Source organism: Rhodococcus sp. SGAir0479, assembly GCF_005484805.1.
Lineage (GTDB): Bacteria > Actinomycetota > Actinomycetes > Mycobacteriales > Mycobacteriaceae > Prescottella.
The window spans coordinates 97615-123634 of the sequence record NZ_CP039432.1; the positions used below are offsets into that span (position 1 = coordinate 97615).

Consider the following 26020-nt stretch of genomic DNA (forward strand, 5'->3'; position numbering starts at 1 on the left):
ATGTGAGCGCAGATGACTGACGCGAGCACAAGGTCGACACCACGCGCCTCCGGCCCCGCGGACGGCGGGGCCGGGGTGGGCGGTCCGAACGGCAATCCGGAGGCCCCGATCACTTCCCCACAGGCAACGAAGAGCAAGACGGTCACTCGTCCCGCGGACCGGATCTTCGGATCGCTCGCATCCGGGTCCGCGGTCTTCATCACCCTCCTCGTCGCCGCCGTCGGTATCTTCCTGATCTGGCGAGCGGTCCCTGCGTTGCAGCGCAACGAGGCCAACTTCCTCACCAGCCGCGTGTGGGACACCGTCGACATCGACGCGATGGCCTTCGGTGTGCTGGACCTGTTCGTCACCACCGTCAAGGTGTCGGTGTTCGCGCTCCTGCTCGCGATGCCGGTCGCCCTGGGTATCGCGATCTTCCTCACCGAGTACGCGCCCAAGAAGTTGGCGCGTCCCCTGGCGTACGTGATCGACCTGCTGGCCGCGGTGCCGTCGATCGTCTACGGGCTGTGGGGCCTGCTGGTGTTCGCGCCCGCGGCCGCACCGGTGGCGATGTGGCTCAACGAGCACTTCGGCTGGATCCCGTTCTTCGCGGACGGCACCGGCTCGATCCGCGGCGGCGGCACCGTCTTCACCGCCGGCATCGTGCTGGCCGTGATGATCCTGCCGGTCATCACCGCGGTGACCCGCGAGGTGTTCGCGCAGACGCCCAAGGCGCACATCGAGGCGGCGCTCGCGCTGGGCGCGACCCGCTGGGAAGTGGTGCGCACCACGGTCATTCCGTTCGGCAAGTCCGGGTACATCAGCGGTTCGATGCTCGGTCTGGGCCGCGCGCTGGGCGAGACGATGGCCCTGTACATGATCCTTCGGACCACGTCGGCGCCGGCCTCGTGGCTCGGGCTGAACGATTCCGGTTCGACCATCGCGTCGAAGATCGCGCTCGGTTACGCCGAGTTCAACAACAACATCCAGGCGGGCGCGTACATCGCCGCCGGCCTGGTCCTGTTCGTGCTCACCTTCGTGGTCAACGCGGCCGCTCGCGCCGCGATCGCCGGAAAGCGGGACTGACCGATGACCAGCGTCCTCGACAAGCCGATCAAGGCGCCCGCGTTCCAGGGCGTCGGGTTCCGCCGCCGTTTCACCGACCTCACCGCCACGGTGCTGGTCACGCTCTCCGTCCTCGTCGCGCTCGTACCGCTGGTGTGGGTGCTGTGGACGGTGATCGTGAAGGGCCTGCCCGCCCTGATGTCGCAGACGTGGTTCACGCACTCGCTGAGTGGACTGTCGGCGTCGGCGGACGGCGGTGGCATCTACCACGCACTCGTGGGCACGCTCATGCAGGGGCTGGTGTGTGCGGTCCTGGCGGTCCCGCTCGGCCTGTTCGTTGCCGTCTACCTGGTCGAGTACGCCGGTCGGTCGCGGCTCGGCAAGCTCACCACGTTCATGGTCGACATCCTCTCCGGTGTCCCGTCGATCGTCGCGGCGCTGTTCATCTACGCGCTGTGGATCGCGACGTTCGGCTTCCCCAAGTCCGCGTTGGCGGTGTCGCTCGCGCTGGTGCTGCTGATGGTGCCGGTGGTGGTGCGCAGCACCGAGGAGATGCTGCGGATCGTGCCCGACGATCTGCGTGAGGCGTCGTACGCGCTCGGTGTGCCCAAGTGGAAGACCATCGCCCGTATCGTCGTCCCCACCGCCTTGCCGGGCATCATCACCGGCGTCATGCTGGCGCTGGCCCGCGTGCTCGGCGAGACCGCGCCGCTGCTGATCCTGGTGGGATACGCGCCGTTCATCAACTTCAATCTCTTCGGTGGCGAGATGGGCACCCTGCCGGGTGTGATGGTCGCGGAGATGAACAACCCGACCGACGCCGGCTCCAACCGGATCTGGGGTGCGGCACTGACGCTGATCCTGCTGATCGCGGTCCTCAACATCATCGCGAAGACGATCGGGCACTTCACCTCGGTGCGCAACAAGTGAGCACCGAACGCGCGTCGAGCGGCGCAATCAACGCCCACCCCGAACCCCGTAAGCACATACTCGAGCTGTCGCTCGCACCAGTAGGGAGCCGATGAATGGCCAAGCGTCTGGATCTCAAGGACGTCAACATCTACTACGGCAAGTTCCACGCCGTCGCCGATGTCGGGCTGTCGGTGCCCCCGCGCAGCGTCACCGCCTTCATCGGGCCGTCCGGCTGCGGTAAGTCGACAGTGCTGCGGTCACTCAACCGCATGCACGAGGTGACTCCCGGTGCCCGCGTCGAGGGTTCCGTGCTGCTCGACGGTGAGGACATCTACGGGTCGTCGGTGGATCCGGTCGGCGTCCGCAAGACCATCGGCATGGTCTTCCAGCGGCCCAACCCGTTCCCGACGATGTCCATCCGCGACAACGTGGTGGCGGGCCTGAAGCTGCAGGGGATGCGCGACAGGAAGAAGCTCGATGAGATCGCCGAGCAGTCGCTGCGCGGGGCGAACCTCTGGAACGAGGTCAAGGATCGTCTGGACAAGCCGGGCGGCGGCCTGTCCGGCGGTCAGCAGCAGCGGTTGTGCATCGCCCGGGCCATCGCGGTCTCGCCCGACGTGCTGCTCATGGACGAGCCGTGCTCGGCCCTCGACCCGATCTCCACGCTCGCGATCGAGGACCTGATCACCGAACTCAAGCAGGACTTCACGATCGTCATCGTCACGCACAACATGCAGCAGGCCGCACGCGTGAGTGATCAGACGGCGTTCTTCAACCTCGAGGCCACCGGTAAGCCGGGTCGGCTCATCGAGATCGACGACACCGAGAAGATCTTCTCCAACCCCACGCAGAAGGCCACCGAGGACTACATCTCGGGCCGCTTCGGCTGATCGGTTTCCGCGACGTCACGAGGCCCGGTACGCGCCTGCGCACCGGGCCTCGTCGCGTTCGCCCTTCGGGTTCGCGTAGCCGGTTCAGTTCCGGTCGGCGTCGGTGTAGCGGATCAACCCGCGGATGTTCCGGCCCTCGAGCATGTCCTGGTAACCGTCGTTGATCTCCTCGAGGCGGTACGTCTTCGTGATGAGGTCGTCGAGGTTGAGCCGCCCGGAGTGGTACATCGACAGCAGCGACGGGATGTCCTTGCGGGGGTTGGCACCGCCGAAGATCGTGCCGAGCAGCTGCTTCTGCAGCATCGACAGCTGGAACAGGCTCAGCCGGGTCTCCATGTCGGTCACCGAGGCCAGCCCGATGACGACGCACCTGCCGCCTTTGGCGGTCAGCGTCATCGCCGGCTCGATGTCGTCGCCGTGTACGACGCCCATGGCCAGCATGACCTTGTCGGCCATGCGCCCCCAGGTGAGTTCCATGACCGGCTCGAGGGCCTCCTGCATGGAGGCGAAGGTGTGGGTGGCGCCGAACTTCTTCGCCTCGTCGCGGTGGAACTCGACCGGGTCGATCGCGATGACCCGTTCGGCCCCGGACGCCGCGGCGGCCTGCACCGCGTTGATGCCGATGCCGCCGACTCCGACGACGACCACGCTCTCGCCCGGACGCACCTCGGCGATGTTGGTGGCCGAACCCCAGCCGGTGGTCACGCCGCAACCGACGAGGGCCGCCGCCTCCAGCGAGATGTACGGCTCGATCTTCACCACCGAGTACTGGTGCACCGTCACGTAGGGCGCGAAGGTGCCGAGCAGGCACATCGGCAGGACGTCCCGGCCGCGCGCGTGCACGCGGTGGGTGCCGTCGGAGATCGCCTGCCCGGTGAGCAGATACATGCCGAGGTCGCACAGGTTCTGGTGGCCGGTGGAGCACTGCGCGCACTGGCCGCAGGCGGGGATGAACGAGAGCACCACGTGGTCGCCCTCGGCCAGTCCCTTCACGCCCGGCCCCACCTTGCTGATCACGCCGGCACCCTCGTGGCCACCCAGGGCGGGGAAGGCCGGCAACGCGATGTCGCCGGTGACGAGGTGGTGGTCCGAATGGCACAGCCCCGACGCCGCCAGTTCGACCTGCACCTCGCCCTCGCGCGGATCACCGAGATCGATCTCCTCGACGGACCACGGCTCGTTCAGTCCCCACAGGATTGCACCCTTGGTCTTCATGTTGCGGATTCCCTTCTCCGAGAGGAGGTCTGCGAGGACGATCTCAGGGGCTCTCGGCGAGCGCCGGGAACGCGTGAGGGCACGCCTCGTCATCGAATGTTCGAAAGAGCGAACGGCTGACGGGTTGGAAACTCTCGCGATCTCCCCGGCGCCGGGGAATGGTCACACGATGGCACCGCGACAGTCGGTGTGTCAACGGACCGGGCCGTGCGCGCGTCGCGGAACCGTTGTCCGGCGCCTCGTGTGCCGGCCGCCCGCATGTGGTGACGCAGAGCGGATTCGGCGCGATCAGGAGTCGTCGTCGGCGCGCAGGCGGACGTCGGCCACCAGGCCGTGGTGGTCGGAGCCGGTGATGTCGATCCGGTCCAGATCCGTGACCACCGCCCCCTTCGTGACGACGCGGTCGATGCCGGTGACCGCGGGCAGGATTCGGCCGGCCGGCATCGTCGGCACCAGCCCGGCGCCCACCTGATCCGCGGCATCGGCATAGCCGTCGGTGAGCAGATCCCGATACTGGCGCTGGGTGTACCCGGCGTTGAAGTCGCCGCTCACGATCACGTTGCGGCGCAGCGCGACCGAGGACATCTCGGAGTGGATACTGCGGAGTTCCGACTCCCAGGTGGCGGCCGGGAACAGGTAGGCCGGCGCGGGATGGACGGCGAGCAGAGCCACCGGCTCCGACATCCCCACGTCCAGGTCCGCGACGAGATTGGCCGACAGGTGGCCGTCGAGGACGCGGGTGTTCGACAGCGGGAACCGACTGTAGATGCCGCCGCCCTCGCCGCCCGGGCCGTAGGAGATGACGAACCGGTACGGCAGCACGGCATCCAGGCCGGCCTCCTGCAAGCCGTCGATCGACTCGTCGGTGAGTTCCTGGACGGTGAGGACGTCGACGTCCCGATCGCGGACAGTCCGCACCAGATCGGCCGGATCGGCGTGTCCCACCTTGGTGTTGGCCTGGATCACGCGCACGACCGGGCCGGTGGCGTCGCCGGGGGAGACGCCGTCGGCGCCGCGGATGTACAACGGGCTGATCAGAGCGGCGCCCAGCGCGCACACGACCAGGCACACAGCCTGCGGGATCCACTGCCGGGCGAAGGCGGCGACGGCCGCGCCCACGAGCGCGACGACGAGCAGCATCGGCAGCTGTCCCGCCAGCAGGATCAGGAAGCGGTTGGTGACCGAGACGACGGAGGCCACCAGCCCCACGGCAGCCAACAGCGCGCACACCGTCGCGAAGACTCCCGCGGTGGTCCGAGCCGTCCGATGATCGAGCACCCCCCGATCATGCCCGCTCTGCCCCGGACACGACGACGCCCGCCGGTTTTCCCGGCGGGCGTCGCGGCGGTGCGTCTCTACAGTTCGGGGTACGACGCCAGATCGTCGGCGTCGCTTCGCGGATCCTCGGGCATCTTGCCGGTGACGAGGAAGATGACCCGCCGCGCCACCTCGACGGTGTGGTCGGCGAATCGCTCGTAGAAGCGGCCCAGCAGTGTCACGTCGACGGCTGCGGCGACGCCGTGGTCCCACTCGCGGTCCATGAGGACGCTGAAGAGGTGGCGATGCAGGTCGTCCATCGCGTCGTCTTCCTCGCGGAGCTTGGCGGCGCGCTCGGGATCGCGGGTCTCGAGGACTTCCTTCGCTCCGGCGCCGAGCGACACCGCGATGCGGCCCATCTCCGCGAAGTAACCGTTGACCTCTTCGGGGAGAACGTGATTGGGGTGGCGGCGCCGCGTGATCTTGGCGACGTGCAGGGCGAGTGCACCCATCCGGTCGATGTCCGAGACGATCTGGATACCGCTGACCACCGAACGCAGGTCACCCGCGACCGGGGCCTGCAAAGCCAGCAGCGCGAAGGCACGCTCCTCGGCGATGACGCTGAGCTCGGCGATCTTCTCGTGCTCGCCTATGACCTGCTCGGCCAACCCGAGATCGGCGTGGAGCAGCGACTGGGTGGCCTTCTCCATCGCGGCCCCGGCGAGGCCCGCCATCTCGCCGAGAAGGTCCGCGAGCTCGGTCATCTGTTCGTTGTAAGCGACGCGCATGAGGTCACAGCCTACGGTGTGCGGGAAACCAAGTCACCACACCGAGGTGAACGCCGGATGAATGGCGTGTCCAGTCGGCGCGTCAGAGGCAGGGATTGTCGGTTGCGTTGGTCACGGCCAGGTCCGCGGGCAGTTCGACGTCCTCGGGGTTGCCACCCAGGGCGGGTCCCGCGTCGACGGGACTGCCCGCCTCCGCGGGCGCGGTCAGCGTGCGGTCGAACTCGCTGCCGAGCACCACCTCGACGATGTTGCCCAGACCGGACGTCTCCTCGAGCACGGCACCCGGGATCGACGACGCCACCGTCGCGGCGTCCGCCTCGCTGCCCGGCGAGAACCGGACCAGTGTCCGGCTGCTGGTACCGCTGTAGTTGCCGACGCTGTAGATCTGGAAGCCGTAGGCGGCGAGCCGGTCCGCGGTGGTGGCGGCGAGGCCGGAGACGCCGGAACCGTTCGACACCTGCAGACTCACCTCGTTGGGGGCGAGCGCGAGCTGGGTCGGCTCGGGCGCGGGGGCGGGCGTCGTCGACGTGTCCTTCTTCTCGTCGCGCTTCTCGCCGGGCAGCGGCTCGTCGTCGATGATGGCCTGGAAGATGTCCTTGATGTCGTCGAGGCGGGGGATCTCGTTGCCCCAGTCGTTGGTGCCCGCGGTGGGGACGGTGATGAACGTGACGGCACCGGCATCGACGTTGCGCAGGGACTGGCCCAGCGTGAGCAGCGATCTGGTGTCGATGTTCTCGACGAACGTCGCGCGGGTGAACGCGTTGATGAAGCCGTTCAGTTTGCCCGGGTCGAACAGCACCCGGCTCGACATGGCCTCCCGCAGCAGCGCGGACAGGAACAGCTGTTGGCGCTTGATGCGGCCGTAGTCGCCGTTGCCCTCGGCCTCGACGTGGCGGGCGCGCACGTAGTCGAGCGCCTTCCTGCCGTCGAGTGTCTGCGTGCCCGCGTTGGGCAGGACCGTACCGAGCTCGCCGTCGATCAGGGGTTGCGGAAGGCAGACCTTGACCCCGCCCACCTCGGTGACCATGCTCTCGAAGCCGGCGAAGTCCATGCCGACGAAATGGCGGATCTTGAGGCCGGACATCTTCTGGATGACCTTGACCAGGCACTTCGGCCCGCCCAGGGCGTACGTGCCGTTGAGTTTGTCGCCGTCGGCGGCGGGGTACGTCTCGCCGGTGTAAGTGCCGGTGTCGTTGTCCCAGCCCTCGCACTCGGGGCGTTCGACGTCGAGGTCCCGCGGGAACGAGACGGCGACGACCCGGCTGCGGTCGGCCGGGACGTGGACGAGCATCACGGTGTCGGACCGCGCGCCCTCGGCATCCTCGACGGTTCCGGCGCCGACCGCGCCGGCCGCACCGGCGCGCGTGTCGGTGCCGACGATCAGGTAGGTCTCGTCGCCGGTCTGCCCGCCGGGGTCGACGATGTCGGCCGAGTCGGTGTCGAGCGCGGCGATCTGCGAGAAGCGGCCCTCGGTCGAGCGCAGATAGCCCCACACGATGCCGGTGGCCACGAGCGCCAGTACCGCCACGAATGCCACTGCGGAGCGGCCCACGATCAGTAGTTTGCGACGCTTGCGGTTCCGGTTCGCCGCCAGCCGGCTCTGCTTGGGGGCGCCGACGGCCTGCGGGCCCACGGAGGTGACGGCCTGCTCGACCCAGCCCGGGCCGGCGGGTTCGGCGGGTCCGGCGGCGGATTCCGGGCCGGCGAGCACGTCCGGTTCCGCTCCGCGGTCGTCGGTGACCACCGGGATGATCTCGGTGGCCGCGTCCGGGCCGTCGGCCGGCGGGTGGTCGGAGACCTGTTCGCGCCGGCGGGTCGCGGCCGGCGGCGCGGGCTCGGTCTCGGGCTCGGTCTCGGTCTCGGGGACAGGCTCGGGTTCGTCGCGCGCCGCGGCCACCTCGGGCGGCACCGGGCGGCCCATCTTCGCCATCAGTTCGGCGACGGACAGCTGCTCGCTGGGGTCGTTGTCGAGCGCGCGGCGCGCGTGTCGGCGGGCCTGCTCCTCGCGGTAGCGGCGATCGGCCAGCGGGCGTTCCCACGGGGCGCGGCCTTCCGGTGCGGGCTGACCGGGATTCTGCTCGTCACCCACCTACTCGCCCTGACCTCTCCGCCTCCAAATAGATACCGTCCCTCGACGACGTCGCAATGATACTGATCGATGATGTGCAGGCCGTCAATGCGCAGAGGGCGTGAATCGTCGCAGCAGGTGAGGACCGTTACCTGGCCGGGTCAGGGTGTGCCGGGCCACCGCTGCGGATCGCACTCGAGTGCCGACCGGTCCCAGTCGGCGTGGTCGGCGGCCGCCTCGTACGTGGTCTGCAGGAACCGTTGCAGGGTCGCGTCGGGATCGTCCGCGGTGCGCACGGCCTCGTAGGGCAGCAGGAACTGCCGGAGGTCACCGCTGTAGAACGCTGCGGGCGGCTGCACCGGGTGGTCCCGGAATCCGTCCGGTTCGGGGTAGGCGTACGCGTAGAACGCGCCCTCGTCGCCGCCACCGGGCCAGAACCCGCAGCTCGACAGCTCGTGCGAGTAACCCTCCACCATCACCCAGTCGCCGCAGTGCGGTGCGCCGCCCGGGTGCCGCGGCGCGGTCCGCCCCGAGAACCGGGTGCAGGCCAGGTCGAACGACCCCCAGAAGAAGTGGACGGGGCTGACCTTGCCGAGGAAGTGGGACCGGAACCGGTGCAGGCCCCGGTCGGCCTGGATCAGCTGTCGCCAGAACCGGTTCACCGCGGACGGGTCGTACGAGGCGTGGACGGTGTCCTCGGCGAAGGGGATCGCGGTGGCCACCTCGTTGGGCGAGGGGCGGATGTGTGTCTCGATGCCGAGCTCGTCGAGTGTCTGCATCACGCGGGCGTGGAATTCGGCGACCGGCATCGGTTCGAGCGGGAACTCGCGGTGGGCGCCGTTGCTGTCGCGGATGGCGAGCCGGTGCGCGCAGAAATCGAATTCGATGTCGAACACGCGGGTGCGGTACGGGATCGCCGACGTGGTCAGTCCCCGGGCGCTCACGTAGAGGGGCACCTGCCACCAGTGGTTCACCAGCGGCGCGTGCGCGAGGCGGACCTTGCCGACGATCTGCGTCCACATGTGCAGGGTGTCGCGGGTGTCCTCCCACTCCGCGACCCGCAGCGCGGGCCAGGCGTCGGCGTCGAGCGGTGAGGTGGCCACGACGTCTCCCTCCGGGAGGACTCTCGGGGAACTTCAGCTGCTCCGGAGTCTAGGCGTCGAACACCGCCGCCCGGGCCTATCCGCCCGAATGCATGATGTCGGCGCCGGCGGGGACGAGCGTGTCCTCGGGGTCGTCGAGCCAGCCGTCGGGCAGGGCGACGGTGCCGGGCGAGCCCTGGCGTCCGCGCGGTCCCTCGGCATCCTTGGGGAACGGGACCGTGGGATCGAGCTGCCCCAGCAGGTCCTCGAGCTCCGCCAGCGACGACACCCGGGCCAACCCGTTGCGCAGGTCCGAGCCCGCCGGGAAGCCACGCAGGTACCACGCGATGTGCTTGCGCATCTCGCGCATTCCGCGGTCCTCGCCGTGGTGGTCCGCCAGCAGTGTGCCGTGCCGGCGCATGATCTGCGTGACCTCGCCGAGGTTCGGCGGCGTCGGCATCTCCTTACCGTTCAGGGCGGCGCTGAGCTCGGCGAACAGCCACGGTCGGCCCAGACAACCGCGTCCGACGACGACGCCGTCACAGCCGGTCTCCGACATCATCCTGGCCGCGTCCTCGGCGGCGAAGATGTCGCCGTTGCCGAGCACCGGCACGTCGGTGACGTGCTCCTTGAGGCGGGCGATCTCGGACCAGTCCGCCGTGCCCGAATACCGCTGCGCGGCGGTACGGCCGTGCAGCGCGACGGCCGCGGCCCCCTCGGCGGCGGCGATCCGGCCGGCGTCGAGGTGCGTGTGGTGCTCGGCGTCGATGCCGATGCGCATCTTGACGGTGACGGGGATGTCCGTGCCCTCGGTGGCCTTCACGGCGGCGGCGACGATCTGACCGAACAGCCGACGCTTGTACGGCAGCGCCGAGCCGCCACCCTTCCGGGTGACCTTGGGCACCGGGCAGCCGAAGTTCATGTCGATGTGGTCTGCGAGATTCTCGTCCACGATCATCTTCGCCGCGTCGTACGTGATCTCGGGGTCCACCGTGTACAGCTGCAGCGAGCGCGGCGTCTCGGTGGGGCCGAACGTCGTCATGTGCATCGTCACCGGGTGCCGCTCGACGAGCGCCCGCGCCGTCACCATCTCGCACACGTACAGGCCGGCGGTGCTGCCGGCACGTTCGAGCTCGAGTTCGCGGCACAGCGTGCGGAACGCGACGTTCGTGATGCCCGCCATGGGGGCGAGCACGACGGGACTGCCCAGTTCGAGCGAACCGATGCGAAGGGATGACATGAAGACCTCGGGAAAATACTTCGGAGAAAGACTGTGCCCGGTACCGAATCCGGCACCGGGCACAGAATAACCGTCTCGGGACGGGTCGTGACCTGTCAGGAGGCCTTCTCGGCCCGCGCGGCCTCGCGCGCCAGGCTCCGGTCGCGCATCTCCTCGAACCTCGTGGCCTGCTTGTCGAGGTCGTCGACGAAGGCGGCCAGCTCCTCGCGGATGTTCTCACCCTCCGCGCCGAAGTCGGTGCGGTCGAACACCTTCCACTTACGCAGCACCGGCATCACGACCTCCTCGAGATGCTGGCGCAGATCGTAGATCCCGTGCTTGGCCATGAGTACGCCGTTGCGCCGGAAGTTCGGCATGCCCGCGCCCGGCATCTCGAACTTCTTGATCACATCGGTGACCGCGCGCAGTGTCTGGTCCGGCGCCAGGTCCATCGCCGCGCCGCAGATGTTCCGATAGAAGATCATGTGCAGGTTCTCGTCCGCGGCGATGCGCTGGAGCATCCGGTCCGCGATCGGGTCGTGGCACGCGCGCCCCGTGTTGCGGTGCGAGACGCGGGTCGCGAGCTCCTGGAAGGTGACGTACGCGACCGAGGTGAGCAGCCCGGAATGCGGTCCGCCGGGCGCGGTGTACCCGTTGGTCATGTGGACCATGCGCGCGTTCTCGAGTTCGACGGGATCGACGCCGCGAGTGACCACCAGGTAGTCCCGCATCACGATGCCGTGGCGGTTCTCCTCGGCGGTCCAGCGTCCCACCCACGTACCCCACGCACCGTCCTGGGAGAAGTTCTCGGCGATCTCCCGGTGGTACGAGGGCAGGTTGTCCTCGGTGAGCAGGTTGGTGATCATCGCGGCCTTCGCGACGTCGTCGAGACGGGACTGCTCGGGATCCCAGTCGTCGCCACCCATCGCGGCGAAGTTCCGGCCCTCGTCCCACGGCACGTAATCGTGTGGATGCCAGTCCTTGGCCATCGAGAGATGCCGGTTGACGTTCTCTTCGGCAACAGGCTGCAACTCCTGCAGCAGCTCGAGCTGAGTGAGATCCCGCGACATCGGTTACCTGCCTCCAATGAAAGTCGGTGACGCTGAAAGACGTTGGCGTGCTCGTCGGGGCGTGCCGCTAACCTACGCTACCGTAGGTTGTGGCGGGCCCGGGGAGGCGACGACCGGGCGTGGGCACGGCTGCGCGCCTGCTCAGCAGGAGTTTCGTGATGCGTCCGTCGTGATGTGCCCCCACCCCGATGTGTCGGACGTTACACGTCGGTGACCTCGCGCGAGGGCGTTTCGGTCCCTTTCGTGTGCCGCGAACCCGCCGCGAACTCGAGGAAGCGTGCCGCGGCGGGCGGCAGCGTGCGGCCGCCGGACCAGACCAGCCCGATGTCGCGGCCGGCGCTGCGCAACGGCACCAGTACGACGCCCTCGGGCCACGCCCGCTGTTCCTGCCACGGCATCACCGCGACGCCCAGCGCCGCGGACACGAGGCCGCCGATCGTCGCCAGTTCGCTCGACTCGAAGACGACGTCGGGGACGAAGCCGGCCTCCGCGCACAGTTCGTCGAATATCCGCCGCATCCCGTAGTCCTCGTGCATCCCGATGAACGGCTCGCCCGACGCTGCCGCCAGATCGAGCGTCCGCTGCCCGGCGAGCGGATGGCCGACGGGTACGGCCAGCGCGAGCCGCTGGTGGGTGATCGGCGTCCAACGGACCAGCGAGGTGCGCGGGCGGGGGGAGACGAACGCCAGGTCGTCGCGACCGTCCACGATGCGATCGACGAGCGCCTGCGCGGCGTCCTGGTACAGCGTGAACGACACCCGGGGGCGGTGTTCGCGATAGGCGCGCAGAACCTGCGGCACCAGCCACGTCCCGAACGAGTGGAGGAAGCCCAGGCGCACGGTGCCGCGGTCGGGACTGTCGAATGCGGCGATCTCGCGCCGCGCGGCTGCGAGCTCGGCCGCCGCGCGCCGGGCGTGTTCGAGCAGTACTCGCCCACGGTCGTTGAGCTCGAGTCGTCGCCCGTGCCGATCGAACAGTTCCCCGCCGAGGTCGCGCTCGAGCCGGGCCAGTCGACGCGAGAGCGTCGGCTGGGAGATGCGCAGCATGTCGGACGCCGCGGTGACCTGTTCGGTCTCCGCGAGCGCGATGAACCAGCGCAGCCCTCCGGTCAGTTCGGTCGGTTCCACCCCTCCAGCTTATGCACAGGATGCATCAACAACTGTTGATAGATGCATTTCCTTTGCAAGCGGGAGGTGACGACAATGGACTTCCGGAGGAGAGAGGCATGAGACGAACACCTGCCGGGACCGAGATCGACGATCGCCCTACCCGGGGCACACGCGAGTACCGGGCCGTCACGCTGGCCCTGTTCGCGGCCGGGCTCACCACCTTCGTGTCGATGTATTCGGCGCAGGCGCTGTTGCCGGCGCTGACCGACGGGTTCGGGGTGGCGCCCGCGACGGCGGCGCTCGCCGTGTCGGTGACGACCGGTCTGGTGGCGCTGGCGATCGTTCCCGCGAGCGTGCTGTCGGAGCGGTTCGGTCGTACCCGCGTCATGGTGATCTCGGCCGCCGTGTCGAGCGTCGTCGGGCTCCTGCTGCCCCTGAGCCCGAACATAGGCGTGTTGCTGGCCGGCCGGGCCGTGCAGGGCGTCGCGCTCGCGGGGATTCCCGCGGTGGCGATGGCCTACCTGGCCGAGGAGATCCACGCGCGTGACCTCGGGTCCGCGATGGGCAGGTACGTCGCGGGCACGACGATCGGCGGCCTCGTCGGCCGTCTCGTCCCGTCGGCCGTGCTCGACGTGGCGTCGTGGCGGTGGGCGATGGAGGCGGCGTCGGTGCTCGCGCTGGTCCTCGCCGTGGTGATGACCCGCACCCTTCCGCCCTCGCGCAAGTTCCGGCCGCAACGCGTGCATCCGCGCGTCGTCGTCACGAACCTCGCCGGCCACCTGCGCAACCCTGCGCTCGCCGTCCTCTTCCTGCTGGGATTCCTGTTGATGGGCGGGTTCGTCTCGGCCTACAACTTCCTCGGTTTCCATCTGCTGGACGCCCCGTTCTCGCTCCCCGAGGCGCTCGTCGGCGCGGTCTTCCTCATGTATCTCGCCGGGACGTACACGTCGGCTGCCGCCGGAGCGGCCGCCGATCGGCTCGGCCGGGCGCCGGTCCTGCTCGGTTCCGTCGTCGCGATGGTGGCGGGCCTCGCGGTCACGCTGGTGCCGCTGCTGCCCGTCCTCCTGCTCGGCATGCTCGTGTTCACCGGCGGCTTCTTCGCGGCGCACTCGGTGGCCAGCGGCTGGGTGGGCCGGCTCGCGACCGAGCACCGGGCGGAGGCGTCGTCGCTGTATCTGTTCGCGTACTACCTCGGTTCGAGCATCGCCGGTGCGGTGGCCGGGATCGCCTATGCGCACGGCGGGTGGTCCGCGACCGTCGGCTTCGTCGGAGGGCTGCTGGCGGTCGCCGTGGTGGCGGCGTCAGCAATGTTCCGGCAGGCGTGACGGCGCGATCCGGTTGCGGGGCCGGGCGAGGACCGCGAGGGCCGCCACGGCCAGGAAGATGCCGGCACCCACCCCCGTCACGGTGCCGGGCGCGACGTCGGTGACCAGTCCGAGGAGCGGCGCAGCGGCCGCCACGGTCGTCACCGCGGCACCCAGTGGGACGAGTCCCAGGTCGTCGAAGAGGCGGGCCGACGGTAGGAAGTGGACGCCGACCCCGGCGCAGACCCACACCGGGCCCAGGGGCCGAGGCCGGCCGCGCTCGGCAGCGCAACTCCCGCGGACAGGATCCCGAACTCGGCGGCCACCACGACGATCCGCATATGTCGTGACGACATCGTCTCGCCGAAAAGCTTGCGGCGCGCTCCACCGGGGCACACAATCGCGCCATGGTCGCGAACATGAGCCGGCTGCAGCAGATCGTCGACGAACTGCCCGAGACTCAGCGCGTCGACATCGAAGAGTGGGGCGGGCATCCCACCTTCCGGGTGCGCGGCAAGAACTTCGTGTTCGCCGACCCCGAAGCCACCGGTCTCACCGTCAAGTTGACCAAGGACGAGGCGGCCGCCGTGGTGGCCACCGATCCGGCCGCACGACCGGCCGCGTACGGGCTCGGCCGGCACGGCTGGGTCGCGCTCACCGTGCCGGACGGCGACGACGAGTGGTGGCACCAACTGCGCGAGTGGGTACGCACGTCGTACACGCTGGTCGCACCGAAGACCCTGGCGCGTGCCGTTCTCGCCGAGGACGCGGCGCCGACGACGGGAGGGTGACCGTGAGCGACGCTTCCACCGCAGCCCCGGCTTCGACCGGGCTGCCACCCTGGGCGAAGAAGGCGATCTGGGCGGCCGCGATCCTGGTGGCGCTGATCGTGGCGTACTTCATCCTGGCGGCGTTCCTGCCCCGATGGTGGTCGCAGCGGGTGGGATCGCTGTCGTCCGGCAGCTTCTCGCGCGGTATCACGTGGGGCCTGCTGTACGGGGTGGTGTGTACCGCGGTTCCGCTGCTGCTCTTCTTTTTCGCGTGGCGCTCCCGTCGGCGCAAGCACGCCCGGGTCTGGGTGATATCGCTGCTCGTGTTGGGCGTGGTGGTCGCCATTCCCAATCTGCTGACCCTCACCGTCGTTCTCGGCAACAGCAGCGCCGCGCACGCGGGGGAGCGCACCCTCGACGTCGACGCCCCCGGATTCCGCGGCGCCTCGCTGTGGGGAGCGATCATCGGTGTGCTGCTGTTCGCGGCCGCGGTGTTCTTCGAGACGCGCTACCGCAAGCGGGGCACTGAGCTCGAGCAGTTGCGCAACGGTCTCCATCAGCGTGACCCGCAGTCGCCGGGGGAGTCACCCGCACCCGAGATGTGAGGCCAGGACATGGATACGGACGTCACCGAGATCGCGCCCGACATCTTTCGACTCTCGACGTTCGTCGAGGAGGCCGACCTTCCGATGAACCAGTTCCTCGTTCGGGACGAGGAACCGCTGCTCTTCCACACCGGGATGCCGATGCTCTTTCCCTCCGTCTCCGCCGCCGTCGCCCGACTGCTGCCCCCGGACGCGTTGCGGTGGATCACCTTCGGCCATGTCGAGGCCGACGAGAGCGGATCGATGAATCACTGGCTCGCCGCCGCCCCGCACGCCCAGGTGGCGCACGGGGCGATGGGCTGTTTCGTGCAGATCGGATACCTGGCCGACCGGCCACCCCGGCCGCTCGACGACGGCGAGGTCCTCGACCTCGGTGCGCGGCGGGTGCGCCGCATCGAGACGCCGCACGCGCCGCACGGGTGGGACGCCGGGCTCCTGTTCGAGGAGACCACCTCGACTCTGCTGTGCGGGGACTTCTTCACGGCCTTCGGACGGCCACCTGCCCAGACCGAGCACGACATCGTCGGGCCGGCGCTGGCGGCCGAGGACAACGGCAACGCGACGGCCCTGACGCCCACCCTCGGCGCGACGCTGCGGGCCCTCGCGGATCTCGAGCCCCGGGTGCTGGGCCTGATGCACGGGCCGGCCTACCGGGGTGACGGTCCCACCGCACTGCGGGACCTCGCGTCCGCGTACGACTCCCGCCTGGACGCCGCACTCGAGCGCGTTCGACGCTGAGCCGAAATCCGGGCCGAAACCCGGGCCGAAACCCGGGCCGTGGCCGGGACCTTCGGTCCGACTTCGTGGGTCGTTGCTCCCGATCTCGTCCGGCGCCCTTTCGTCCGCCGCCGGGGTGTGGTGATCTGGAATCGCCCCCCGCGCGGGGGCCGGCCGTCGGCCTCGGGTGCTGTCGACGGTTCCGCTGGACGCCCCGTCTGTCTGGAGGCGGGGCGCCCGTCGAGAACTTCCGGCGAAGGCACCCGAGGTCGCCCTCGTCCACGGGCCTTCGTCGGACCCTCGGGGGAGGGCGGTCGTCGGCGCACCGGCACGGGCAACACACCCCGCCCCACCCGGTGCGCCGACCGCCGGACGCTTCTCGCCTCCCACTTCTCGTCCGCGACCGCGGTTGTCGGGGTCGAGGTTCCACGACCGCAGCGATCCCACTAGACTGCTGCCGCACGCCCCTATAGCTCAGTTGGTAGAGCTACGGACTTTTAATCCGCAGGTCGTAGGTTCGAGCCCTACTGGGGGCACTCGTGCACAGCGGCTTCCGCCGTCGGTCAGCGGCCCGTTCCGGACTTCGGAGCGGGCCGCTTTCCTGTTTCCGCCCGTTCTCTCCTCCATACGGCGTGCGACACCCTCGGAAATCGTCATCGAACAGGTCGGCGTAGATGTCGAGGGAGATCGCCGCACTCGACTGGCCCAGCGAGACCTTGCGCGGAGCAACGCAGGTGCCGTCGAGCTTGTCGGTCTCCACACGGTTGGCGAAGTGCAGATCTGCACGTGCTCCGCTGCGTTCGCGCGTGCCCGGCCGGATGGTCACGGTTACTACTCCAAGGCTGCGATCATGCCTTCTCCGCGATGCGACGGTTCGATTTTGTGTCGCCGTACGAGCAGCACAAGCGCCAGTACCGGATAGACGAGAATCGGCGCGACCACCCCCAAGTAGTTGTGCGGGTCCAATAGTACGGCGGTACCGCTGAGCAGGGCAAAGTCGAACAGGCCGTGTAGTACGGAGTTGAGGACGTTGCCACGCGAGACCCGGCGCGTGAGGTAGAAGAAGTAGCCTGCCAGGGAGACGATGATCGCCTGGGGGATCGCAGAAGCGCCCCGCCCGAGGGCATTGGTGAGATGGACCGCCCCGAAGATCAGGCTGGACCATAAAGCGACCTGCCCCTCGTGGAGACCGTGGTTCCGGAGCGTCGTCACACCAATTCCGCGGAACATGCCCTCTTCGCCCCAGCCCACCAACTGAGTTGCGATGAGCAAGGTGATCACGAACAGCCAACCTTTGTCCGCCAGGGCGCTGTAGTCGGTACCCAGAAGGACTGCGACGAGCAGGATTCCGGGTACGACCCATACCCAGCGGCCGACCGGACGATCGTCCTCGAGTACCGGACGCCACCACCCGAGGGCCAAGACGACGCCATAGGTGAAGAGCAGTGCAATTCCAAGGGGGACCACCATCGTGAAGACCACGCCCCGGGTGGTCAGTACGTCGCTCTCGTCGGCCCAACCAGCGATCGCGCGGCTTCCGAACTGGATGATCGCCAGGTACACGACCACGATGGCGCCGAAAGCCAGGTAGGAAAGCCCGCGTCTCCCCGCGACGCGAGAGGACGCTTGGTGTTGTCTGCTCTTCACTGAACAAGCCTAAAGGTCGGGCGTCGCGGCGGGCCCTGTACGGTGCGACGCTTCTCCCGTCAGCCGGATCAGGCCCTCACATCGGCGTGCCACCCGCCGAGCGTGCCTTCCCGTCGGACTCCACCGTGAAGTTCTCGGCCATCTCGGCGGGGGTTCGCCACGATCGGGCCGTTTACGGCGACTGTCAACCGGGTGAATTCCAGTCCCACCTCCCGAGTGGGCCGCTGCGCGGGCCCACATTTTGCCCACACTCCAGTTCGAAACGAGCCGAGGACTCGGACTGACTCGTGTTGGATCCGCAGTTCGTCGCTGGTCCATGTCCATGTCCATGTCCATGGCCTGCGGCGTCGAGCGGGTTCGAGTCCTACCGGGGGCACTCGTGCAAAAACCCCGCCGGGCCCATTCGGGCCGGGCGGGGTTTTCTCGTATGGATCGGTTACGAGCCGAACGGCAGATCTGCCGAGCCGAAGGAGAATCCGGAGGAGCCGGCGGACGAGCCCGTCGACCGGCGCCAGGGACCGCGGATCGCGACGGTGATGCCGGGGGTCTGGATGTTGGCGTAGAGCGTGCGTCCGTCGTGGCTGAAGGCCGGGCCGCAGAACTCGCTGTCGTTCAATTCGTTCCGGGCGACGGAGAACGGTTCGCCGTTCTCGGTCACGCCGATCAGGTGGCTGATGCCGTCGCCGTCCTCGGCGAGGATCAGGCCGCCGTGCGGCGAGACGGTGATGTTGTCGGGACCGTCGTAGTTGCCGGTGTCGACGGACGGGTCCGGGTTCACACCGAAGAGGGTCTTCAGTTCCACCGTCTGGGTGGCGGGGTCGTAGAACCACACCTGCCCGTCGTGCTCGGCGACGCTGCCGTCGCTGGTGCGGGCGAAGCTCGCGACGAAGTAGGCACCGCCGTCGCCCCACCACTGGCCCTCGAGCTTGCGGCTGCGGGTGACCTGGTCGCCGGTGAACTGCTTGCGCACCGACGTGGTCTTCGCGTCGCGGTCCGGGACGTCGACCCATTCCACGGTGTACCGGACGCCCGGTGCGGTGGCCTGCGCCAGGTCGGGCACGTGCGTGCCGCCCTGGAAGCACTTCATCGCCTGCAGCGTGCCGGCGGTGTCCCCGCCCGGCGACTGCGCGAGCGCGTGGAACGCGCCCGGGCCGCCGACGAAGCCCTGCGGCGGAGTCCACCGGTAGAACAGGCCGTTGGGGCTCCCGGCGTCCTCGGTGAGGTACACCGCGCTGGTCGACGGGTCGACGACGACCGCCTCGTGCGCGTACCGGCCGAGGAACTTCAGCGGGATCGGACTCTTACCGACGTTGGCCTCCGGCCCGGCGGGGTCGACCTCGAAGACGTAGCCGTGGGCGAGCGTGAAGCCGTTCGATCCGGCGCGCGCCTCGGTCTCCTCGCACGTGAGCCACGTGCCCCAGGGAGTGATGCCGCCCGCGCAGTTGTTCACCGTGCCGGCCACGCTGACGTACTGGCTCCGGCGCGCACCGCTGGGGTCGAGCGTGGTGGTGGTGGTTCCGCCTCGGGCACCCGGGTCGTAGGTGAGGCCCTCGACGGTCGGGACGCCGTAGGGCTCGTTGCTGCCGACCTCGTGGTTGGTGACGATGGTGGTGCCGTTGCCGTTTGCGAACACACCGTTCGCGTCGGGATCGCTCGGGAAGGGGCTGCCGCCGTCGAGCAGCGTCTCGCCGGAGCGTGAGACGACGGTGTACGAGAACCCCTCGGGCAGGGCGAGGATTCCGTTCGGATCGGGGACGAGCGGGCCGTACCCGATCGCGGCGCCGGGCGCGGCGCCTGCCGAGGCCGGACGGAACAGCGTGCCGACGCTGCCTGCGAGCGTCAGGCCGATCCCGGCCAGCGCCGTGCGGCCGAGGAACGTGCGGCGATCGAGCGGTGAGGTGGTCACTGTGCGGTACCTCCGTTGATGGGTGACGACGCGTGGACGGTAGGTCGGCAACCGCAACGACAGGATGCCGCCGGGTGGCCGGTCGATGAACCGGGTCGGAACTTCCGGGCGGGCGCTGCACCACGAGGGAGTTCGAAAGCCGCTGCACGGGAGTACGTTCCGCGCGTGTTGGCCCGGACGACGTGGCGCACCGTGTCGGCGCGGTCGCCGTCGGCCATGATCGGAGGCGTGAGTGACACGACCCAGCAGCAAGACGACCGCGCCGCGGCGCCGGTCCCGGACGTGCGCGTGAACTGTCGGCACCGGAGTCGGCTCTACCGTCGAGGTGTGCTGGTCGCGTCCGATCTGCCGCTGCGGGAACTCGCCGACCGTGGCGCCGACCCGGACGCCCTCGTGTGGGTGGATCTGCTGGCGCCGACGCTGTCGGACCTGACCGCGCTGGCGCCGCTCGTCGGCGGTGAGCTCGAGCTGCACCCGCTGGCGGTCGAGAACGCGGTGTCGGGGAGTCAGCGCCCGCGCCTGGTGCGGTACCGCGACCACAGTCTGCTGCACGCCCGTGCCGTCCACCTCGATCCGGCGGACGGCACGCTCGCGTCCACCCGAGTGGCGGCCTTCATTCTCGACCGGGCTCTCATCACGATCCGCAGCGACGACGGCTTCCCGCTCGAGCCGCTTCTGGCGCAGTGGGACGACATCGGTGGCCTGACCGAGCGGGGCGTCGGCTTTCTCGTCCATTCGCTGCTCGACCAGCTGGTCGACGGCTACTTCGAGGTGCTCGACGACCTCGACGACCGGATCCAGGACCTCGAGGACGAGCTACTCGAGGGCACCGGGCCCACCCGGGACATCCAGCTGCGCAGCTTCTCGCTCCGCAAGGACGTGGTGAGGTTGTCTCGCGTGGTGTTGCCGATGAACGAGGCGCTCAGCGCCCTGCTGCGGCCCGGCGCGCACGCGCTGTACGCGGACATCGTGCCCTACTACCAGGACGTCTACGACCATGCGCTGCGGGCGACCGAGCGGATCGACGGCCTGCGCGACACGATCGAGTCCATCCTGTCGACGAGCCTGGCGATGCAGGGCAATTCGCTCAACGAAATCATGAAGAAGCTCACCGCGTGGGCCGCGATCATCGCGATCCCCACCGGGGTGACCGGCTACTTCGGGCAGAACATTCCGTTCCCCGGCTACGGCGAGTCGTGGGGCTTCTGGCTCAGCGCGGTGATGCTCGTGGGACTCGCCGCCGGGCTGTGGTTCGGTTTCAGACGTCGCGGATGGCTCTGACGGCCACGGCCGGCGACCGGTCTCGGAGTGGTATGTCCCGAACATCCCCGCGGAAGTTGGCGGCTCGGGCGCGCACCCCCTGCAGCGCACCCGAGCCTGCCGAAATTATACCAGCTGGTGTGTTTTTGCCGAATCGGTGCTGAATGTGCAGGTGGGAGCCTCGACGTTTCCCGGGACGTCACGTGCGGACTAGTCTGGTTGTCGGGCGGGAAGCTGGCCGAGCGCATCGGCGAGCGTTACGGCTTTCGGAGGCGAACAGCGCAATGGCACGTCAACAGGAGCGTGCGCGCCGCACTCGGGCTGCGATCGTGGAAGCGGCGGCAGTCGAGTTCGGTAAGCGCGGATACGCGGCAGCGTCGGTCAATGCGATCCTCGAGGGGTCGCACGCGACCAAGGGAGCGATGTACTTCCACTTCGAATCGAAGGAGGAACTCGGGCGCGCGGTCCTGGCCGCCGCTCTCGAGAAATTCAGGCAGGTCACCGACAGGTGGCTGGCGCGGACCGACCTCGATCCGTTCCAGATCCTGCACGGTCTCGTCCTCGACGTTGCGCGGATGTTCCTCTCCGACCCGATCGTGCAGGCCGAGTTCCGCTTGATCATCGAGCCGGAGTTCTACAGCGACGTGCAGAACGGTGGGGTGCGGGTCTGGGGAACCTCGGCTCGTGAACTCGTCCAGCGGGCTGCCCGTCAGGGCCTCGTCCGGGACGGCGTCGACACCGACAAATTCACGCGGGTGCTGGCCGCCAGCCTGGCGGGACAGCGCTACATGTCCGACCTCACGGCTCAGAAGGTGGATCTCGAGGCGCGCTTCGAGGAATCGCTCGAGGTCATCCTGTCGGGAATGGCGTCGGATGCGTGGCTGGAGAAGTGGCGTCGGGAGGGCTGGCCGCCCGAACCCGAGGCCCCGGAGCCCGAATGAGCGGTGTTTATCGGGTCTGATCAGGCGATTTGTGGTTTGTGAAATCGGTGACCTAAGCTATCCAAGCTCCCAACGGAACGCCGTTGAGGGTACTGGCCGGAGCAGTCCGGCGGGCCCCCTTCGTCTAGCGGCCTAGGACGCCGCCCTTTCAAGGCGGTAGCGCGGGTTCGAATCCCGTAGGGGGTACGCTTCACTCGTTGGGGTAGCAGTACAGTTTAATAGCAGTAACAGCATGGCCCTGTGGCGCAGTTGGTTAGCGCGCCGCCCTGTCACGGCGGAGGTCGCGGGTTCGAGTCCCGTCAGGGTCGCTTTGCCACACCGGAAACGGTGTGGAGCGATAGGCATTCGGTTCGGGTGCCGTCCGGCCAGGTAGCTCAGTTGGTACGAGCGTCCGCCTGAAAAGCGGAAGGTCGCCGGTTCGATCCCGGCTCTGGCCACCACGGAAAGTCGATACGACTTTCTTGTGAGCAGTACGAGTTCTACATGTGTTACACATGGCCCTGTGGCGCAGTTGGTTAGCGCGCCGCCCTGTCACGGCGGAGGTCGCGGGTTCGAGTCCCGTCAGGGTCGCTCACTCGAGTCGGAAACGGCTCGATGCGACAGGCATTCAGTCAGGTGCCTTCCGGCCAGGTAGCTCAGTCGGTACGAGCGTCCGCCTGAAAAGCGGAAGGTCGCCGGTTCGATCCCGGCTCTGGCCACCCCCCCGGCAGCCGGCCTTCTCCGCTCCACAGCTCCGCCGCCGATCCGGGCGATTTCGGTTACTCGCCCATCCTGGTCGAGATCATGCGCGTGGCGCCCGCCAGCAAAGGAACGACTCTACGCAGCTGCTCGGTCGGCACGCGGCCGCGAAGCGAGATGCAGCTCAACTGAACGTGATCGGATTCGCCCGCGCGCATCGCGGCGGCCGCGGTCGCGACACCCCGCGGGTCGGTGTCCCAGGCACGTCCGCTGCGCGTGCGGATCGAACCGAGTCGGCCGTGGAGGTCGCGCAACGCCGCGGCGCCCAGAACGTCGCGGTACAGCGCATCGACCTGCTCGGGCGGCATCAGCGCGAGCATCGCCCGACCTTCGGTGGTGAGATCTGCGCGGCTCTGCCCGCCGACCCGAGTCGCGATCGTGTCCGCGCACCGTCCGCCGATCTTGTCCAACCAAACCAGGTCCCGGCCGTCGAGGACTGCCAGGTGCGCGATGAGGCGGGTGTGCAGGTGCAGCTGGTGCAGGTGGGGAGCGGCGACCGCGCGCAGTTCGTCGCGCTCGGTGCTACGTCCCAGCGAGATCGCGCGCCAGCCCAGGCGGTACCCGAACCTGTTGTGACGAAGCCAGTTCAACTGGGTGAGCTGGTCGAGGATTCGGTGCGTCGTGGAGCGCGGAATCCGGGTGAGCTGGACGAGGTCCTCGGCCGTGAGTTCGGTGCCGGCACCGTCGAACTGCTCGAGGATGAGGGTGATCCGTTCGGCCATGGTCGGCGGCACGGCAGCGTTCACGACGTCCGTGTCGTTGTCGATGACGGTCACCGTGCGCCCTCCGCTCCCCGACCGTGTCGCTGCCGGTCCACCTTGAGTTATACCCACAGGTCGGCTCCCGCAACAACCCCGGCGGGGTTACCGGCCGGTACGTCAGGTGTCTGAAACCTATTTCCGACAACCGGATTTCGGAAGAAACGAGAACTACGTTTTCGTTCCGGGCGATGGGAAGCCGCCTGATCGCCGGGCTGCGCCCGACTAACCTGACTCGGGTGAGAGGCGACTGCGGCATCCCCAAGGCGCCGGCCGACATGACGGCCGGACAGCGGGAGCGGCGCGCGGCGCTGACCACCGCCGTGATCGCGTTGCTGGCCGAGACGGAGCCGGACAAGATCCAGATGCGGGAGGTGGCCGAGCGCTCCGGGGTCTCGCTCGCGACGCTGTACCGGTACTTTCCCACCAAGATCCACCTGCTCGCCGCGTCGATGGTGGCATGGAACGACCGCCTGTCACGCAAGCTCGCGGCGGAACGGTGCCGTGCGGCGGAGGCCGGGATCGTGGACGAACGCACCGTCCCCGAGCGCGTGTCGGCGCTGTACCGACGCCAGCTGCGGGCTTTCCAGCGTGGCCCGAACTTCGCCCGCCTGGACGTCGAGCTGACCGCCTCGTCCGATCCGTACGTGCGCGAGTCGTTGCAGTGCCGCGAGAAAGCCAACCATGCCGCGACGCTCACGCTCATGGGCGGTGTCCCGGACGACGTCGCGCGGGTCGCGCTGGTGGCGATCGACGGGACCATGCTCGCCGCGCTCGCCTTCTGGACGGCCGGGCGGATCAGCCACGCCCACGCCGTCCGCAACGTCGAGGACGTCATCGCGCTGGTGCTCGCCGATTTCGGGTGAGGCCCGGCGCGTGAAAGTGCAACGGATTCCACCGCGGATTCCTCGATGGAACTTCGGGATACTCGCAGAAAGAGTGGATGTCAATCCGCTCGTCGTCGACAAAATCTGGACCCTGTTCTAGTCTCTGCCCGGTCAGTGTTCGAGCAGCCGGACGCGATCCGGGCACCCGCGTGCGCGGTGGCGGGGCAGGTCTCCTCGGGGGCCGAAAGGGAGGCGGAGACATGCAGGCGCACAGTGGGCCCGGGCAGTGGGACGGGGAGGCCGACGTCGTGATCGTCGGTTTCGGCGCAGCAGGCGTGTGCGCTGCGATCGAGGCGGCGGATCGCGGTGCCGAGGTCCTGGCGATCGAGCGGTTCGACGGCGGCGGTGCGACGGCGATCAGCGGCGGCATCTACTACGCCGGGGGCGGTACCACCCAGCAGAAGGAAGCGGGCTTCGACTACGACACGCCGTCGGCGATGTTCGACTATCTCCGGCTCGAGACGGAGGGTGTCGTCTCGGACGAACTCCTCGAGGACTTCTGCGACCGCAGCGTCGAGAACCTGCAGTGGCTCGAAGCGCTGGGCGTCCCGTTCGAGGGCAGCATGGCGCCGCGCAAGACGTCGTACCCGACGAACGACTACTACCTCTACTACTCGGGGAACGAGGCGGCGGCGCCGTACAAGGATGTCGCGAAGCCGGCCCCGCGCGGGCACCGCACCAAGGGGCGCGGCACGTCGGGCCGGGTGTTCTTCGGTGCACTCGAGAAGGCAGCGCGCACACGCCGGATCGACGTGCGGCGACAGACCGTCGTGACCTCGCTCGTCACCGACGACGCCGGGGTCGTCGTGGGAATCGAGTGCCGCGAGGTGGACCCCGCGGCGAAGATGCTCCGGCGGATGCACCGAGTGCTCGGTTCCCTCAATCGGAAGTGGAATCTGTACTACCGGCCCGTCGGGCGGCTCATGGACGCGCCGATCCGCCGGATCGAGACGGGACACTCCGTGGTGCGGCGCTACCGGGCCCGCAAGGGTGTGGTCCTCGCGGCGGGCGGATTCGTGTTCGATCGGGAGATGTTGAAGGAGCACGCGCCGCGGTATCTCCACGGCACCGGTCTGGGCACCATCGGCGACGACGGCAGCGGGATCCGGTTGGGGGAGTCGGTCGGAGGCGCGACCGATCGCCTGGAGCGGGTTTCGGCGTGGCGCTTCTTCAACCCGCCGATCGCGATGACGGAGGGTGTGCTCGTCAACAAGGAGGGCGAGCGCATCTGCAACGAACTGCTGTACGGCGCCAAGATCGGCGAGTACATCGCGGATCAGACCGACGTGTCGGCCTACCTGATCGTCGACGCGCGGATGCTGGCCGACGCGAAGCGTCAGGTGCCCGAACAAACGTTGTGGTTCCAACGGCTGCAGACGACGTACCTCTTCAGCGTCGGGCACGAGAAGGGTGCGACGGTCGAACAACTCGCGCGGCGCGTCGGGATCGACCCTGCCGGGCTGGCTCGCACGATCGACCGGTACAACGACGACCGACGCGCCGGACGCCCCGATCTGATGGAAAAGGACCCCGCTTACGTCACACCGCTGGTGGACGGCCCGTTCTACGCGATCGACTGCTCGATCCGGATCCAGGCCGGTTTCCCGTGTCCGGTGCTCACGCTGGGCGGCCTCACGGTCGACGAGTGGACCGGCGCGGTGACCGCGGCGGACGGCACCGCGATTCCCGGGCTGTACGCCGCGGGCCGGAACGCGGTCGGCGTCTGCTCGCAGTCGTACGTCAGCGGTCTCTCTCTTGCGGACTGCGTGTACTCGGGCCGCCGGGCCGGGGCCGTCGTGGCGGGTGCGCCGGGGCTCGCGTAGCCTCCGGACA

23 protein-coding genes and 6 tRNA genes are annotated in these 26020 nt (G+C 68.8%); 17 read left to right on the plus strand and 12 right to left on the minus strand.

Annotation, left to right across the window (positions count from 1 at the left end):
- Positions 1-12: 12 nt before the first annotated feature.
- The 3 genes from pstC to pstB all read left to right on the plus strand — a co-directional run bounded on the left by pstC (position 13) and on the right by pstB (position 2846).
- The gene (gene pstC / locus E7742_RS00410; protein ID WP_137797119.1) at positions 13-1065 is read left to right on the plus strand and encodes a phosphate ABC transporter permease subunit PstC; all 1053 of its coding nucleotides are present in this window, start codon (positions 13-15) and stop codon (positions 1063-1065) included.
- A gap of 3 nt (positions 1066-1068) precedes the next feature.
- Entirely contained in the window at positions 1069-1974 is a 906-nt protein-coding gene (gene pstA, locus E7742_RS00415; RefSeq protein WP_137797120.1) for a phosphate ABC transporter permease PstA, read from the plus strand.
- Positions 1975-2069: 95 nt separating this feature from the next.
- Positions 2070-2846: a phosphate ABC transporter ATP-binding protein PstB gene (pstB, locus tag E7742_RS00420; protein WP_137797121.1), complete on the plus strand. Its 777-nt coding sequence runs from the start codon at positions 2070-2072 to the stop codon at positions 2844-2846.
- Between the two features lie 84 nt (positions 2847-2930).
- On the opposite strand, the gene E7742_RS00425 is transcribed toward pstB, so the two are convergent.
- From E7742_RS00425 to E7742_RS00460, 8 genes are all read right to left on the minus strand, one after another.
- Positions 2931-4061 carry an NDMA-dependent alcohol dehydrogenase gene (locus E7742_RS00425; protein ID WP_137797122.1) on the minus strand — a complete coding sequence of 377 codons (1131 nt, stop codon included), beginning with the start codon at positions 4059-4061 and terminating at the stop codon, positions 2931-2933.
- A gap of 288 nt (positions 4062-4349) precedes the next feature.
- Positions 4350-5339 (minus strand): endonuclease/exonuclease/phosphatase family protein, encoded by a 990-nt coding sequence (locus tag E7742_RS00430; RefSeq protein ID WP_137797123.1) that lies wholly within the window; start codon positions 5337-5339, stop codon positions 4350-4352.
- A 77-nt stretch (positions 5340-5416) separates the two neighbouring features.
- Complete coding sequence (phoU, locus tag E7742_RS00435) at positions 5417-6106, minus strand: phosphate signaling complex protein PhoU (protein WP_137797124.1); 690 nt, start codon at positions 6104-6106, stop codon at positions 5417-5419.
- An 82-nt stretch (positions 6107-6188) separates the two neighbouring features.
- Positions 6189-8195, minus strand: coding sequence for an LCP family protein (locus E7742_RS00440; protein WP_137797125.1), 2007 nt, complete (start codon positions 8193-8195; stop codon positions 6189-6191).
- Positions 8196-8335: 140 nt separating this feature from the next.
- Positions 8336-9277: a DUF5996 family protein gene (locus E7742_RS00445; RefSeq protein ID WP_137797126.1), complete on the minus strand. Its 942-nt coding sequence runs from the start codon at positions 9275-9277 to the stop codon at positions 8336-8338.
- 76 nt (positions 9278-9353) lie between these two features.
- Positions 9354-10496, minus strand: a complete 1143-nt coding sequence (gene dusB, locus E7742_RS00450; protein WP_137797127.1) for a tRNA dihydrouridine synthase DusB — start codon at positions 10494-10496, stop codon at positions 9354-9356.
- Positions 10497-10591: 95 nt separating this feature from the next.
- On the minus strand, positions 10592-11545 hold the full coding sequence (locus tag E7742_RS00455; RefSeq protein WP_137797128.1) for an acyl-ACP desaturase: 954 nt from the start codon (positions 11543-11545) through the stop codon (positions 10592-10594).
- Positions 11546-11745: 200 nt separating this feature from the next.
- Positions 11746-12672 (minus strand): LysR family transcriptional regulator, encoded by a 927-nt coding sequence (locus tag E7742_RS00460; RefSeq protein WP_254699114.1) that lies wholly within the window; start codon positions 12670-12672, stop codon positions 11746-11748.
- Between the two features lie 98 nt (positions 12673-12770).
- Between E7742_RS00460 and E7742_RS00465 the strand changes: the two genes are divergently transcribed.
- Positions 12771-13979, plus strand: coding sequence for an MFS transporter (locus E7742_RS00465; protein ID WP_137797129.1), 1209 nt, complete (start codon positions 12771-12773; stop codon positions 13977-13979).
- Here the strand turns inward: E7742_RS00465 and E7742_RS00470 are convergent.
- Entirely contained in the window at positions 13956-14210 is a 255-nt protein-coding gene (locus E7742_RS00470; RefSeq protein ID WP_137797130.1) for a hypothetical protein, read from the minus strand. The genes E7742_RS00465 and E7742_RS00470 overlap by 24 nt on opposite strands.
- 155 nt (positions 14211-14365) lie before the next feature.
- Here E7742_RS00470 and E7742_RS00475 point away from each other — a divergent pair, with 155 nt between their 5' ends.
- From E7742_RS00475 to E7742_RS00490, 4 genes are all read left to right on the plus strand, one after another.
- Positions 14366-14749, plus strand: coding sequence for an MmcQ/YjbR family DNA-binding protein (locus E7742_RS00475; protein ID WP_137797131.1), 384 nt, complete (start codon positions 14366-14368; stop codon positions 14747-14749).
- Positions 14750-14751: 2 nt separating this feature from the next.
- Positions 14752-15333: a hypothetical protein gene (locus E7742_RS00480; RefSeq protein WP_137797132.1), complete on the plus strand. Its 582-nt coding sequence runs from the start codon at positions 14752-14754 to the stop codon at positions 15331-15333.
- Between the two features lie 9 nt (positions 15334-15342).
- On the plus strand, positions 15343-16071 hold the full coding sequence (locus tag E7742_RS00485; RefSeq protein ID WP_137797133.1) for an MBL fold metallo-hydrolase: 729 nt from the start codon (positions 15343-15345) through the stop codon (positions 16069-16071).
- Between the two features lie 442 nt (positions 16072-16513).
- Positions 16514-16586: transfer RNA gene (locus tag E7742_RS00490), tRNA-Lys, on the plus strand.
- A 295-nt stretch (positions 16587-16881) separates the two neighbouring features.
- Here the strand turns inward: E7742_RS00490 and E7742_RS00495 are convergent.
- Positions 16882-17697, minus strand: coding sequence for a CPBP family intramembrane glutamic endopeptidase (locus tag E7742_RS00495; RefSeq protein WP_137797134.1), 816 nt, complete (start codon positions 17695-17697; stop codon positions 16882-16884).
- A gap of 436 nt (positions 17698-18133) precedes the next feature.
- A complete protein-coding gene (locus tag E7742_RS00500; protein WP_137797135.1) occupies positions 18134-19603 on the minus strand; it encodes an alkaline phosphatase PhoX in 1470 nt (489 codons plus the stop codon).
- 228 nt (positions 19604-19831) lie between these two features.
- Here E7742_RS00500 and E7742_RS00505 point away from each other — a divergent pair, with 228 nt between their 5' ends.
- From E7742_RS00505 to E7742_RS00535, 7 genes are all read left to right on the plus strand, one after another.
- Entirely contained in the window at positions 19832-20884 is a 1053-nt protein-coding gene (locus E7742_RS00505; RefSeq protein ID WP_254699115.1) for a magnesium transporter CorA family protein, read from the plus strand.
- Positions 20885-21147: 263 nt separating this feature from the next.
- Positions 21148-21804: a ScbR family autoregulator-binding transcription factor gene (locus tag E7742_RS00510; RefSeq protein WP_137797136.1), complete on the plus strand. Its 657-nt coding sequence runs from the start codon at positions 21148-21150 to the stop codon at positions 21802-21804.
- A 113-nt stretch (positions 21805-21917) separates the two neighbouring features.
- Positions 21918-21990: transfer RNA gene (locus E7742_RS00515), tRNA-Glu, on the plus strand.
- Positions 21991-22038: 48 nt separating this feature from the next.
- Positions 22039-22112 (plus strand) — tRNA-Asp (locus E7742_RS00520).
- Between the two features lie 55 nt (positions 22113-22167).
- Positions 22168-22244 (plus strand) — tRNA-Phe (locus E7742_RS00525).
- A 56-nt stretch (positions 22245-22300) separates the two neighbouring features.
- A tRNA-Asp gene (locus E7742_RS00530) sits at positions 22301-22374 on the plus strand.
- Between the two features lie 54 nt (positions 22375-22428).
- Positions 22429-22502 (plus strand) — tRNA-Phe (locus E7742_RS00535).
- 60 nt (positions 22503-22562) lie between these two features.
- Here the strand turns inward: E7742_RS00535 and E7742_RS00540 are convergent.
- Positions 22563-23318: an IclR family transcriptional regulator gene (locus E7742_RS00540; RefSeq protein WP_137797137.1), complete on the minus strand. Its 756-nt coding sequence runs from the start codon at positions 23316-23318 to the stop codon at positions 22563-22565.
- Between the two features lie 260 nt (positions 23319-23578).
- Here E7742_RS00540 and E7742_RS00545 point away from each other — a divergent pair, with 260 nt between their 5' ends.
- Together E7742_RS00545 and E7742_RS00550 are read left to right on the plus strand one after the other, a co-directional pair.
- A complete protein-coding gene (locus tag E7742_RS00545) occupies positions 23579-24166 on the plus strand; it encodes a TetR family transcriptional regulator (RefSeq protein ID WP_137800988.1) in 588 nt (195 codons plus the stop codon).
- A gap of 221 nt (positions 24167-24387) precedes the next feature.
- A complete protein-coding gene (locus tag E7742_RS00550; RefSeq protein WP_137797138.1) occupies positions 24388-26010 on the plus strand; it encodes an FAD-binding protein in 1623 nt (540 codons plus the stop codon).
- Positions 26011-26020: the final 10 nt, after the last annotated feature.